13 protein-coding genes are annotated in these 13,624 nt (G+C 57.2%); 6 read left to right on the forward strand and 7 right to left on the reverse strand.

What is annotated here, in order from left to right:
- Positions 1–52 precede the first annotated feature (52 nt).
- A complete protein-coding gene (locus ABEH87_RS05175) occupies positions 53–730 on the reverse strand; it encodes a gamma-glutamylcyclotransferase (RefSeq protein WP_346574483.1) in 678 nt (225 codons plus the stop codon).
- 290 nt (positions 731–1,020) lie between these two features.
- Here ABEH87_RS05175 and ABEH87_RS05180 point away from each other — a divergent pair, with 290 nt between their 5' ends.
- From ABEH87_RS05180 to chaA, 6 genes are all read left to right on the forward strand, one after another.
- Complete coding sequence (locus ABEH87_RS05180; RefSeq protein WP_346574595.1) at positions 1,021–1,941, forward strand: aminoimidazole riboside kinase; 921 nt, start codon at positions 1,021–1,023, stop codon at positions 1,939–1,941.
- A gap of 148 nt (positions 1,942–2,089) precedes the next feature.
- A complete protein-coding gene (locus tag ABEH87_RS05185; RefSeq protein ID WP_346574485.1) occupies positions 2,090–3,631 on the forward strand; it encodes a carbohydrate porin in 1,542 nt (513 codons plus the stop codon).
- 32 nt (positions 3,632–3,663) lie between these two features.
- Complete coding sequence (locus ABEH87_RS05190) at positions 3,664–5,037, forward strand: sucrose-specific PTS transporter subunit IIBC (RefSeq protein WP_346574487.1); 1,374 nt, start codon at positions 3,664–3,666, stop codon at positions 5,035–5,037.
- Positions 5,034–6,443 carry a sucrose-6-phosphate hydrolase gene (locus ABEH87_RS05195; protein ID WP_346574489.1) on the forward strand — a complete coding sequence of 470 codons (1,410 nt, stop codon included), beginning with the start codon at positions 5,034–5,036 and terminating at the stop codon, positions 6,441–6,443. The genes ABEH87_RS05190 and ABEH87_RS05195 overlap by 4 nt, the downstream gene beginning before the upstream one ends.
- 28 nt (positions 6,444–6,471) lie before the next feature.
- Complete coding sequence (locus ABEH87_RS05200; RefSeq protein WP_346574491.1) at positions 6,472–7,488, forward strand: substrate-binding domain-containing protein; 1,017 nt, start codon at positions 6,472–6,474, stop codon at positions 7,486–7,488.
- 394 nt (positions 7,489–7,882) lie between these two features.
- Entirely contained in the window at positions 7,883–8,974 is a 1,092-nt protein-coding gene (gene chaA / locus ABEH87_RS05205; protein WP_346574493.1) for a sodium-potassium/proton antiporter ChaA, read from the forward strand.
- A gap of 77 nt (positions 8,975–9,051) precedes the next feature.
- On the opposite strand, the gene ABEH87_RS05210 is transcribed toward chaA, so the two are convergent.
- The 6 genes from ABEH87_RS05210 to prfA all read right to left on the reverse strand — a co-directional run bounded on the left by ABEH87_RS05210 (position 9,052) and on the right by prfA (position 13,607).
- On the reverse strand, positions 9,052–9,474 hold the full coding sequence (locus ABEH87_RS05210) for an META domain-containing protein (RefSeq protein WP_346574494.1): 423 nt from the start codon (positions 9,472–9,474) through the stop codon (positions 9,052–9,054).
- A gap of 119 nt (positions 9,475–9,593) precedes the next feature.
- Positions 9,594–10,448, reverse strand: coding sequence for a 3-deoxy-8-phosphooctulonate synthase (gene kdsA, locus ABEH87_RS05215; RefSeq protein ID WP_346574496.1), 855 nt, complete (start codon positions 10,446–10,448; stop codon positions 9,594–9,596).
- 27 nt (positions 10,449–10,475) lie between these two features.
- Positions 10,476–11,285, reverse strand: coding sequence for an invasion regulator SirB1 (sirB1, locus tag ABEH87_RS05220; RefSeq protein WP_346574497.1), 810 nt, complete (start codon positions 11,283–11,285; stop codon positions 10,476–10,478).
- Positions 11,282–11,680 (reverse strand): SirB2 family protein, encoded by a 399-nt coding sequence (locus tag ABEH87_RS05225; protein ID WP_346574498.1) that lies wholly within the window; start codon positions 11,678–11,680, stop codon positions 11,282–11,284. Before ABEH87_RS05225 ends, sirB1 begins: the two co-directional genes overlap by 4 nt.
- Positions 11,681–11,691: 11 nt before the next feature.
- On the reverse strand, positions 11,692–12,525 hold the full coding sequence (gene prmC, locus ABEH87_RS05230; RefSeq protein WP_346574500.1) for a peptide chain release factor N(5)-glutamine methyltransferase: 834 nt from the start codon (positions 12,523–12,525) through the stop codon (positions 11,692–11,694).
- Complete coding sequence (gene prfA / locus ABEH87_RS05235; RefSeq protein ID WP_346574502.1) at positions 12,525–13,607, reverse strand: peptide chain release factor 1; 1,083 nt, start codon at positions 13,605–13,607, stop codon at positions 12,525–12,527. Before prfA ends, prmC begins: the two co-directional genes overlap by 1 nt.
- Between the last annotated feature and the right edge of the window lie 17 nt (positions 13,608–13,624).

The raw sequence follows: 13,624 nt of genomic DNA on the forward strand, positions 1-13,624 counted from the left end.
ACGCCGTTTAACCGCTTACCGCAGGGGGCATATGCCTGCCCCCTGCGCCAGTTTATCCCGCCAGCCCGTTATGGCACTGCTGCAATTCACGCACCCGCTGAACCAGATCGGTCAGGCAGTCATCATACATCCCGCGCTGTTTAAGCTCCGTTTCCAGTGAAAACAGATACTGTGCGTTAGTGCCCAGCGGCCCTCTGGCCTGGGCAATCAGCGGGGCGATAGTTTTCGGGCAGGAGTCCGGTTCATACAGCGCATGGCGCGGGTCCATGACAAACACCAGTGCCGTTACCGTGCGCCCGTCATCCAGCATCAGGTCGCACCATGTGGGCAGATAGCAGCCGGTGATCATCTCGCGCTTCCACAGCAGTTCCAGCTCTTCATGCAGCCGGGTTTCCGGCAGACAGAAGGCCAGTCCGGTGGTCTCGCCCCCCTCTTTCAGAGCCAGCATACGCCCCGGCTGGCTGGCGGTTCCCCGTCCTGCGGTCAGCCGCAGACAGAAGGCGCGATGCCAGCCGTGCAGCGTACCGGCGGCCACTTCATCGGCTTCAAACACCGGATTCCACATCAGGGAGCCGTAACCGAAAATCCACACCGGGCTGTGATCGGGACGGCAGGCAAGCGTCGCCGCCAGCGAGGCGGCACGTTGTTCACAGCTCCACAGCAGTGACTCTTCGATATCACCAAAAGCGGTTTTACAGTCTGCCTGTAGTAAAAAATCTCTCGTTAACATTGCCACCTCTCACGCCACTGCTTAACGTCCAGACTGTCTGACTGAATCCCTGTAGAGTCCCGTTTTCAGCAAAAAATGAATGCTTTTAACGACCTTATGCATTTATGCGTACGCAATCAAGTTTGAAGGCGATCACAAAAGAAAAAAAGTTTCACTTAAGCTTGATCGGCAGCCGCCGCGGAATCTTTACCCACCAGATGCATTTGCGTGAAGCATGATGAAAAAAGAACTTTGATTTTTTTGCTAAACCAGTTTAGCTTTTGGCAGATAATCACTTAAGGATAACGATGATGGACAAAACAATCTGGGTACTGGGCGACGCCGTGGTGGATCTGCTGCCTGAAGGAGACACTCATCTGCTGAAATGCCCCGGCGGAGCACCGGCTAATGTGGCCGTCGGTATCGCCAGGCTCGGAGGCCGCAGCGCTTTCATTGGCTGCGTCGGTGACGATCCCTTTGGCACCTTTCTGCAGGAGACGCTGCAGCAGGAGCAGGTCAATACCGACTGGATGTATCAGGCCGCGGGCCAGCGGACGTCCACCGTGCTGGTCAGCCTGGACGCCAGCGGCGAACGCCAGTTCACCTTTATGGTCCGCCCCGCCGCCGACCTGAGCCTGACTGAGGACCGCCTGCCCTCTTTCCAGGCCGGTGAGGGGCTGCACCTCTGCTCTATCGCTCTCAGCGCTGAACCTTCACGCAGTGCCGCAATGCAGGCGATGAGGTCGATTAAACAGGCTGGTGGCTGGGTCAGCTTTGACCCCAACCTGCGTGAAGATTTGTGGACAGACCCCGCAGAGATGGATGCCGCGCTGGCCGATGCCTTCGCGCTGGCGGATATTATCAAGCTGTCGGAAGATGAACTCGCCGCGCTGACCGACTGTCGCGATCTTACCGCCGGGATAGCTGACTTTACCCGGCGCTTTCAGCCGTCGCTGCTGCTGGTGACCTGCGGCAGCGCCGGAGTCAGCCTGTGGCAGGCCGGCACCGTGCAGCACTTTTCCGCCCCGCGTGTTGAGGTGGTTGATACCACAGGCGCGGGCGATGCGTTCGTTGCCGGGCTGCTGGCCGCGCTGGCCGCGGAAACCGATCCGCTGGCACCGGAGCATCTTCCTCTTGCCATCCAGCAGGCGCAGCGCAGCGGTGCCGCCGCCACCACCGCAAAAGGGGCCATGACCGCCCTGCCGCGGATCGCCGATCTCGCCCGTTTCTGATCCTTTCCCCTGCGAAACTGCCAACCCGGTCACACTTCCTAAACCGGGTTAGCAAATCTGATTGAACAGCACATTCCTGTTAGCTTACTCTCTGCATCGAACCGGTTTAGCAAAAAAAAACAAAACAATCACTCTGGGAACCGTGCAAATGATCAAACCCCGTAATCTGGCGATCGCCATCAGCCTTGCCTTAGCAACACCTGCGGTCAGCTTCGCTGCCCCCACGCTTACCAGCCTGGAAGAGCGCCTGATGGCGATGGAACAGCGTCTGCAAAAAGCGGAAGATCGTGCCACCACCGCGGAAAACCGCGCAGAAGCGGCGGAAAACAAAATCGTCCAGCTGGAAACGCGTTCGCAGCAGCAAACGCCACCCGCTACGGCAGCACAAACCGCCGCCAGCACCGCTCCGGCCGCTGCTGCCGCGCCGGTGACCGCCAGCACCAGCAAGATTGCAGATGGCTTCGAGTTCCATGGCTATGCGCGATCCGGACTGATCATGAATGATTCTGCCGCGGGTACTCAGAGTGGCCCCTACCTGACCCCCGCGGGAGAAACCGGAGGGGCCGTTGGCCGACTTGGTAATGAAAACAACACCTACGTTGAGCTGAATTTTGAGCACAAGCAGCAGCTGGCTAACGGCGCCACTACGCGCTTCAAAGCCATGCTGGCCGACGGACAGCGTGACTACAACGACTGGACGGGCAGCACCAGTGAACTGAATATCCGTCAGGCTTTTGTTGAGCTGGGAAATCTGCCGACGTTCACCGGAGCCTTTGACAACACCACCCTGTGGGCCGGTAAACGCTTCGACCGCGATAATTTTGATATTCACTGGCTTGACTCCGACGTGGTGTTTCTGGCCGGAACCGGCGGCGGGATCTACGACGTACAGCTGGCTGACGGCCTGAAAAGTAACTTCTCCCTCTACGGGCGCAATTTTGGTGATATTGAGTCGATTGATAACACCATTCAGAACTACATTGTCACCAGCAATAACTTTGCCGGTCCGTTCCAGCTGATGGTCAGCGGGCTGCGGGCCAAAGATAACGATGAACGCCTGAACCCAAGCCGTGAGAATGACAACGCGGGTGATACGGGTGTTCACGCCATGCTGGCATTGCACAACGACAGCTTCTGGGGCCTGCGCGAAGGCACGGCGAAGACCGCCCTGCTATACGGTCGCGGGCTGGGTGCAGAGGTAAAAGGTGTTGGCTCTGACGGCAATCTGACTCAGCAGGCAGAAACCTGGCGTCTGGCGAGCTATGGCGTCACACCGCTGAACAAGACATGGAGCTTTGCCCCGGCAGTGCTGGCACAAACCAGTACCGACCGCTATGCCGCCGGTGACCACTACCGCTGGGCCACCCTTAACGCCAGGCTGATCCAGGAGATCAACCCGAACTTTGCGCTCGCTTATGAAGGCAGCTATCAGTATATGGATCTCGATCCGCAGGGTTACAAAGATCGCCAGGCGGTGTCGGGTGGTTTCTGGAAGCTGACCGTCGCCCCGACCTTTAAGGTGGCCGACATCGGTGACTTCTTTACCCGTCCGGAAATCCGCCTCTTCGCCAGCTGGATGGACTGGGACAGCTCGCTCGATCGCTACGCCAGCGATGACTCCTTCGGCAGCAGCGGCTTCAGCGCCGGCGGCGAATGGAACTTCGGTGTTCAGATGGAAACCTGGTTCTGATGAATTCAGTACAATAATTAAAAGGTGAGATGATGGATTTTGAAAAAACAGCCCGGGAACTCCTGCCACTTCTCGGTGGACGTGAAAATATTGCCAGCGCCGCGCACTGTGCCACGCGTCTGCGTCTGGTGATGGTTAACGATGATCTGGTACAGAAAGATGCCATTGAAGCGCTGGAGGGCGTCAAAGGCTGCTTCCGCAATGCCGGACAGATGCAGGTGATTTTCGGCAGCGGTATCGTGAACAAGGTGCATGCGGCCTTCGTCAAAGAAGCCGGGATTAATGAATCCAGCAAAAGCGAAGCGGCGGATATCGCCGCGCAGAAGCTAAACCCGTTCCAGCGCATCGCCAGGGTGTTATCCAATATCTTTGTGCCGATCATCCCGGCCATTGTCGCCTCCGGCCTGCTGATGGGCCTGCTGGGGATGGTGAAAACCTACGGCTGGGTGGACTCCGGCAGCGCCCTGTTTATCATGCTGGACATGTGCAGCTCGGCGGCCTTCATCATTCTGCCGATCCTGATCGGCTTCACTGCCGCCCGTGAATTTGGCGGTAACCCTTATCTTGGTGCCACGCTCGGCGGCATACTGACCCACCCGGCGCTGACGAACGCCTGGGGCGTGGCCAGCGGTTTCCATACCATGAATTTCTTTGGTCTGGAAATCGCGATGATCGGCTATCAGGGTACGGTGTTCCCGGTGCTGCTGGCGGTGTGGTTTATGAGCCACTGCGAGAAACGCCTGCGTCGGGTGATACCGGATGCGCTGGATATCATCCTCACCCCGTTCCTGACGGTGATTATCTCTGGCTTTATCGCCCTGCTGATCATCGGACCGGCGGGACGTATGCTGGGTGACGGTATTTCACTGGTGCTCAGCACGCTGATTGCTCATGCAGGCTGGCTGGCTGGATTGCTGTTTGGTGGTTTGTATTCCGTGATCGTGATTACCGGTATTCACCACAGCTTCCATGCCATTGAAGCCGGGCTGCTGGGTAACCCGTCGATTGGCGTCAACTTCCTGCTGCCGATCTGGTCAATGGCGAATGTGGCACAGGGCGGCGCCTGCCTGGCGGTATGGTTCAAAACCCGTGATATCAAAGTGCGCAGCATTGTCCTGCCCTCAGCGTTTTCCGCCATGCTCGGTATTACCGAGGCGGCCATTTTTGGCGTTAACCTGCGCTATATTAAACCGTTTATTGCCGGTCTGGTCGGCGGTGCGCTCGGCGGGGCCTGGGTGGTAACCATGCACGTCAATATGACGGCCGTCGGCCTGACCGCCCTGCCAGGCATGGCGATTGTGCAGGCCAGTTCAATGCTCAACTATCTGATCGGCATGGTTATCGCCTTCGGTACCGCTTTTGTCCTGTCACTGCTGTTGAAAATTAAATTCGAGGTGAAAGCATGAGTGAAGTCCACCTGGTCAGGCAGGCGCTGCGGGCGGTGCTGTCCGGCCAGCAGCGTGCGGCCGCCGATCATCACCGTCCGGCGTGGCATCTTGCTCCGCCCGTCGGGCTGATGAACGACCCGAACGGATTTATTCACTTCAACCAGCGTTACGTGCTGTGCTACCAGTGGAACCCGCTGGCCTGCGCTCACGGGGCTAAATTCTGGGGCCAGTGGAGCTCTGACGATCTGGTCAACTGGCGGCATGAGCCGCTGGCCCTGGCACCGTCGGAACCTTATGAAAGCCACGGCTGCTATTCAGGCTGTGCGGTAGATAATCAGGGCGAGCTGACCGTGCTCTATACCGGCAATGTCAAATTTGACGACGGCAGCCGTACCGCCTGGCAATGCCTCGCCACCCGCGATGAACACGGTGAATTCCACAAGCATGGCCCGGTACTGGCTCTGCCGGAGGGCTACACCGGGCATGTGCGTGACCCGAAAGTCTGGCAGCATGATGGCCTGTGGTACATGGTTCTGGGTGCGCAGAACCTGGCGTCAGAGGGTAAAGTGCTGCTGTTCCGCTCACCGGACCTGCATCAGTGGACATCGCTGGGGGAGATTGCCGGCAGCCACCTGAACGGGCTGGAAGCATTTGGTTATATGTGGGAGTGCCCTGACCTGTTCGAGCTGGACGGCAGCAGCGTACTGGTGGTGTGTCCGCAGGGGCTGGCGGCAGAAGCCAGGCGCTGGCGTAATACCTTCCAGAGTGGCTATTTCTGCGGCACCCTGGACTACCCGGCACTTCAGTTCCGTCACGGCGAGTTCCACGAACTCGATCACGGCTTTGAGTTTTATGCACCGCAAACCTGCCTCAGCGCCGATGGCCGCCGTCTGTTAATCGGCTGGATGGGGATCCCTGACGGGGATGAGTTCTTCCAGCCCACCCGCGACCACGGCTGGATGCACATCATGACCTGCCCGCGCGAACTGACTCTGCGCGACGGCCGGCTGGTTCAGCAGCCTGCACGCGAACTGCAACAGTTACGCCGACAGGAGATGCATTTCACCGGCTCGGCGCAGAGCCTGCCCGCGCTGGTGATTGACAGCGCGGAGCTTGAACTTACCGTCAGCGGATCCTGCGAGCTTAAATTTGCCGGGACACTTCAGCTTACGGTGGAATCCGAGGGCCTGACCCTGCGGCGTAACAATCTGCGCAGCGGTGAGCCTGAAGAGCGTTACTGGTCCGGTGACGTTCGCACGCTGCGGATCCTGTGCGATCGCTCCAGCGTTGAAATCTTCATCAATGAGGGAGAAGCCGTGATGTCTTCGCGTTATTTCCCGTCCGCAGAGCCACAGCTGCGCTTTTACGGCGCCGGTCAGATCGGGCTGCGTCACTGGAGCTTGCGACAATGCGTGATAGAATGAGCCTATGAGCCACCACACCTAAGCCACTGTGACTAAAAACAAACGTATCACTATTAACGATATTGCCCGGCTGGCGGGCGTGTCCAAATCGACCGCCAGCCTGGTGCTTAATGGCCGTGGCAAAGAGCTGCGCGTGGCGGAAACCACCCGCACCCGCGTTCTGGACATTGCGCGCCAGCAGCACTATCAACCCAGCATTCACGCCCGCGCACTTAATTCCGCCCGCAGCCACACTCTCGGGCTGGTGGTGCCGGAAATGACCAATCAGGGCTTTGCCCGCTTTTCTCACGAACTGGAGATGCTGTGCCGCGACGCCGGATTACAGCTGCTGATCGCCTGTACCGCTGAAAATGCCAGTCAGGAGACGCTGGCCGTCAACAATCTGATTCAGCGCCAGATCGACGGGCTGATCGTCGCCTCCAGTATGCTCAACGATGCAGAATACCAGAAAATTAACCAGCAGCTGCCGGTGGTGCTGTTCGACCGTCATCTGGGTGACTCCACGCTGCCGCTGGTGATCACCGATGCCACCGGACCGACAGCAACCCTGATGGAAGCGGTCGCGCGTGAAGGCTATGACGAAATTTATTTCTTTGGCGGCCAGCCGCGTATCTCCCCGACCCGCGACCGGCTGGCCGGTTTTCGCCAGGGACTGGAGCGCGCCGGCGTTGCAGTCAGACCGGAATGGATTATGCACGGGCACTATCACGCCAGCTCAGGCTATGAGATGTTTGCCGAACTGTATGCGCGGCTGGGCCGGGTGCCGCAGGCGCTGTTCTGCGCCGCCTGTGGTCTTCAGGAAGGCGTGCTGCGCTATCTCAGCCAGCATGACCTGCTCGGAACGCCGATGCATCTGTGCAGCTTTGACGACCACTATCTGTATGACGCCCTGTCAGTCCGTATTGATACCGTCGCCCAGGACGAACGTCTGCTGGCCTGGAACTGCTTTGAGATGGTCACGCAGCTCATTGACGAGCAGACGCCTGAAGTCCCGCAGCGCTGGCTGCCTGCGCGCCTGAACTGGCGTCGGGCAAGCGCACTCTGACCCCGCCGATGCGCCTCACCCTCCCTGTGCGGCGCTGTTTTTTCCCTGTTTTAATTAAGGTTATAATTTACCGGGCTTCAGCGATTAAATCCCTTCCACGCATTATTTAAGTCATTATTCGCGGCATCTGTGCGGAAAAATTATCAGCTAAATTTTCCAAGAAAAAATAAACTCTATATCTATTCATAAGGATAGGAGGATAACATTGAAAAATACCCCCCTTACCTTGCTTTAACCTAAACACAGTAAAAAATCGTAAACAGATCCCCTTGCAAGGTAAAAAAAGGTTATACTTTCGCCACTTGTCTTTCATATTGTCAGACTATGTTTAATGGACCCGCGGCGCATTAAGCCAATTTCGGGTCAACAGGATACAGATAAGGAGCGTTAGCCTATGAGTGCGCAAGAGAGCAGTAAAACCCGCCACACCGAGTATTCCCTGATCTTACCTGTCGCCGCATTGACCATCCTATGGTTCTGGGGTAACACCGCTTCGTTTCCACTGGTTGTCGGCATCAACCTGATTGCCCTCGTAGCCATTCTCAGCAGTGCCTTTAGCGTGGTGCGCCATGCTGACGTGCTGGCACATCGCCTGGGCGAACCCTACGGCTCGCTGATCCTCAGCCTTTCTGTGGTTATCCTTGAAGTCAGCCTGATCTCCGCCCTGATGGCCACCGGCGACGCCGCTCCGGCGCTGATGCGTGACACGCTGTACTCGATCATTATGATTGTGACCTGCGGACTGGTGGGCGCGGCCCTGCTGCTGGGCGGGCGTAAATTCGCCACGCAGTACGTTAATCTGGCCGGGGTTAAGCAGTATCTGATTGCCATTTTTCCGCTGGGCATTATCGTGCTGGTGTTTCCGAACGCGCTGCCGGGCGGTAACTTCAGCGTAATGCAGGCGCTGCTGGTCTCCGGGATTTCAGCGGCAATGTACTGGGTTTTCCTGCTGATCCAGACCAAAACGCACCAGAGCCTGTTTGTTTACGAACATGAAGATGAAGGCGACGATCCGCACCACGGTAAACCCTCTGCACACTCCAGTACCCGGCACACTCTTTGGCTGCTGGTGCATCTGATTGCGGTGATTGCCGTAACTAAAATGAACGCCAATACGCTGGAGTCGCTGCTGACCGAGCTGAAAGCACCGGAGCAGTTCACCGGCTTCCTGGTGGCGCTGCTGATCCTGTCACCAGAGGGACTGGGGGCGATTAAGGCGGTCCTGGCAAACCAGGTGCAGCGTGCGATGAATCTGTTCTTCGGTTCCGTGCTGGCGACCATCTCCCTGACGGTTCCGGCGGTCACGCTGATCGCAACGCTGACCGGACAGCAGCTGATCTTTGGTCTTGAACCTCCGCAGATGGTGGTGATGATCGCCGCGCTGCTGCTGTGCCAGATTTCGTTCTCGACCGGACGCACCAATGTGCTGAACGGCGCTGCCCATCTGGCGCTGTTTATTGCCTATCTGATGACGATTATGCTTTAAAACGAAAAAGGGACGGCCTTAAAAAGGTCGTCCCCTGCAGCACGGGCTGACCCTTTTTCCGGTCAGCCCTTTTGTTTTTATTGCGCCTGATACTGAAGCGTATGCCCGCTGCCGGTTAACGTCAGCGTCTGCTGATCCAATTCCAGCGCGGCACCTTTCATCAACATCTGCGTTAACGTCTGCTCCCACTGGTTAAGCTGCGGATCGCTGCACATCATGCGCGTTGACGCCAGCTGCGGTACGCTCAGACGCCCCTGCTGCAGCGCACCCTGACCAAAGAAGCGATTGCACATCACGCCGCTCACCTTGAGATCGTTACCAAAGCTGATGCCCGGTTTGATACCCTGATGTGGCGTCACCGTCTGGCCATCAACGCTGCTTAACACAAATAAGCGGTTAGCCAGCTGGGCAGCATCCGGCTGTTCTGCTGACGTCTGGATGGCATGACTACAGCCGTTGAGCGCCAGTGCGCCAACGAGTAATAGCAGTGTTTTCTTCATAACGGCTCCTTAATGTGATGTTCCATTTCGGGTGATAAATGCAAGAGGGTGAGGCGGGTGACGGGCCAGAACAGAGGATTTAACGGGCCAGCTGTACTGACCCGTTGGGGATAGCTTAATCAGTTGCTGGTATCAAGCTCCGCGAAACTCTTCACCAGATCGTCGATCGCCTTCATCTGAACCAGGAACGGCTCCAGTTTATCCAGCGGCAGCGCCGAAGGGCCATCGCATTTTGCATTGGCCGGGTCCGGGTGCGCTTCAATAAACAGGCCGGCAATACCAACAGCCATACCGGCACGAGCCAGCTCGGCAACCTGGCCACGACGGCCGCTGGAAGCGGCGCCCATCGGATCGCGGCACTGCAGGGCGTGGGTGACATCGAAGATCACCGGACTGTTACCGGACACCTGCTTCATCACGTTGAAGCCCAGCATGTCGACCACCAGGTTGTCGTAACCGAAGTTAGCCCCGCGATCGCACAGGATCACTTTATCGTTACCGCCTTCCGCGAACTTGTCCACGATGTTACCCATCTGGCCCGGACTGACGAACTGCGGTTTCTTCACGTTGATCACTGCACCGGTTTTCGCCATGGCTTCAACCAGGTCGGTCTGACGCGCCAGGAAAGCCGGTAACTGAATCACATCCACCACGTCAGCAACCGTCTGCGCCTGGCTGGCCTCGTGAACGTCAGTGATAATTTTCACCCCGAAGGTCTGTTTGATCTCCTGGAAGATCTTCATGCCCTCTTCCAGGCCAGGACCACGGTATGAATGAATAGAGGAGCGGTTGGCTTTATCAAATGACGCTTTGAACACGTAAGGAATACCCAGCTTCTGGGTCACGGTCACATAGTGCTCACAGATACGCATGGCCAGATCGCGCGATTCCAGCACGTTCATACCACCAAACAGGACGAACGGCAGATCGTTTGCGACCTTGATATCGCCAATGCTAACCACTTTTTGTTTCATATCTTCGCCTTTATAGAGTTCACTGTATTAGTGAAGGGTAATCTGTTTCTGTTCGATTGAGTGAATCTGCACTTTGATCATTTCGCTAATCGGGTCTTCCGGGCACTGCTCAACAAAGTAGGTTAAGTCGCTCAGCGCCACGTGGTCACACTCTAACTGGGCGAAAATCAGCCCGCGATCGCGAATTTCATAGGGATCTTCCGGGTCCATCTGCACCAGCACCTGGCTGACGTGCAGCGCCAGCTCCATCTGTTTCTCATCCATCAGTGCCGACTTCAGGGTATCCAGCATTTTACGCAATACCAGCAGCGGTTCCGCTTCCTGCAGATCGTCGTCATACAGTTCAGCAATCGGACCGATATTGCCTTTCAGCCACACTTCAAGCGTGTGTTCGTCCAGCGTTTCCCCATCGAATGGATTGATCAGCCACATATCTTCATCAACCCATTCGGCCCGTAAAATCAGCTGAGTCGGGAATATCACCGGAAACAGTGGCAGATCGAGCTGGCCTGCAATGTGCAGAAAAATCACGCCCAGCGATACCGCTGTGCCCTGACGGCTCTTTAATACGTTATCCAGCCACAGCGTGTCAGAAAGACGATACACGCCGCTGGCACCGCCGAAACCCCAGCGGCCCCAGAACAGTTCGATGAGCTGCTCCACCTGTAAATCAGCGGCCAGATCGGACGGAATTTCAGCACGTGCTTCGGCAACCAGCACCGATAACTGTTCTCTGACATCTTCAGCCGGGAAATCGCCGCGAATAGCCAGCGACGCAGTAATTACCGCCTCACTCAGCGGCGAGACGGTAAAATCAAAATCAGCGATCGACGTCATACAAACCCCAGCAGTGGCATTTTAGTTGTGGCCAGTCTCATGATGACCACAAGAGCGATTAACGCCACAATGAACGCTATCCAGCGCACTTTTTGCGCACGTGGACGACGCCCTAAAGCAATAAAGCCCAGCGTGATATAGATAATAACGCCAAACAGCTTCTCAGTCAGCCAGTTACCCTGCGGGCTAAAGGGATAAAAATGCGTGATCGCCACCAGCAGTGCTCCGGACAACAGCAAAAGCGTGTCATTCAGATGGGGAACAATGCGCACCCAACGCCGCTGCAGCATCGGGGAATGGGTCTGTAACCAATAAAAGCGCAGCACAAACATCAGAGCGGTGATTGCCACGGTGAGAAGATGTAAGTTTTTAAGCGGAACATACCAGTCAGCCATAAAATTCCCTGTTATCGTATCCATTGAGCAAAAGTGACGCGGTCATTACCACCGTAATCCTGACAGGTTTCTACTTGCTGAAAGCTGTTTTTACGCAAAATCTGTCTTACCGCTTCACCCTGCTGCCAGCCATGCTCAATCAGCAGCCAGCCATTATCCTGCAGATAATCCCTGGCTCCTGCAGCAATCCTTTTTATATCTGCCAGCCCATGATCGTCAGCTACCAGCGCACTGGCAGGTTCAAAACGCACGTCCCCCTGCGCCAGATGAATATCGTCGGCATCAATATACGGGGGGTTACTGACAATCAGGGTATATTTTTTCCCGGCCAGGGCAGAGAACCAGTCGCTTTCCATGAACGTCACATTATGCAGCCCGTGCCTGTCGCCGTTGTGCTGCGCCAGCGCCACGGCAGCCGGGATACGATCGACCCCGGTCACCTGACAGTCCGGGCGCTCACTGGCCAGCGCCAGCGCAATGGCTCCTGTCCCGGTGCCAAGATCCAGCACAGAACCAGGCTGCTCTGGTAAATGCGCCAGCGCCTGCTCCACCAGCACTTCGCTGTCGGGCCTGGGGATCAGCGTGTCCGGGGACACCCTCAGCGACAGCGACCAGAACTCGCGTTCACCGGTCAGATACGCGACCGGTTCCCCTGCCGCCCGCCGGGCTACTAACGCGTCCAGCTGCGTGAGCTGCACGTCATCCAGCACGGCATCGTCAAAAGCGATCAGCCAGGAGCGGGACTTACCGGTGACATTTCCCAGTAAAATCTCGGCATCGCGTCTTGGGCTGTCGCTGGTGGACAGTTTAGCGATGGCCTGCCGCAGCCAGACACGGATCTGCACTACTCGTTCCCGGCAAGCGCGGCCAGCTGATCGGCCTGATATTCCTGCACGATCGGCTCAATCAGTGCGTCCAGCTTACCTTCCATCGCTTCATCCAGACGATAGATAGTCAGGTTGATACGGTGGTCGGTCACCCGCCCCTGAGGGAAGTTATAGGTACGGTTACGGTCAGAACGGTCGCCGCTGCCCAGCAGGTTGCGGCGCGTCGATGACTCCTGTTCCTGACGGCGCGCCATCTCAGCGGCGCGAATACGCGAGCCGAGCACGCCGAGCGCTTTGGCTTTGTTTTTATGCTGGGAACGTTCGTCCTGACACTCCACTACGATGCCGGTTGGCAGGTGGGTAATACGGATAGCGGAGTCGGTGGTGTTAACGTGCTGCCCCCCTGCCCCGGACGAGCGGAAGGTATCAATTTTCAGGTCGGACGGATTGATTTCCGGCAGTTCCGCTTCCGGCACTTCCGGCAGCACCGCCACGGTACAGGCCGAGGTGTGAATGCGCCCCTGAGATTCGGTTTCCGGTACGCGCTGCACGCGATGACCGCCGGATTCAAACTTCAGGCGGCCATAGGCGCCCTCGCCGATCACTTTGGCAATCACTTCTTTATAGCCGCCGTGTTCACCGTCGTTGGCGCTCATGACTTCCACGCGCCAGCGGCGTGATTCCGCGTAACGGCTGTACATGCGGAACAGATCGCCGGCAAAAATCGCCGCCTCATCACCGCCGGTTCCGGCGCGGATCTCCAGATAGCAGTTACGCTCGTCATCCGGGTCTTTCGGCAGCAGCAGCACCTGTAGCTGCTGTTCCAGCGCTTCACTGGCGCTGCGCGCTTCTTTCAGCTCTTCCTGCGCCATCTCACGCATTTCGGCATCGTCGAGCATCATTTCGGCGGTTTCAATATCTTCCTGGGTCTGTTGCCACTGACGGAAACACTGGCTGACGTCGGTTAGCTGAGCATATTCGCGGGACAAAGCACGAAAACGGTCCTGATCGGCAATCACGCCGGCATCGCCCAGCATCGCCTCCACTTCTTCGTGGCGCTCCTGCAAGGCTTCCAGTTTGGCAACAATAGAAGGCTTCATTCGTATTATTTTACCTT

Origin of the sequence: Erwinia sp. Eh17-17, from assembly GCF_039675725.1 — a bacterium.
Taxonomy (GTDB): Bacteria; Pseudomonadota; Gammaproteobacteria; order Enterobacterales; family Enterobacteriaceae; genus Erwinia.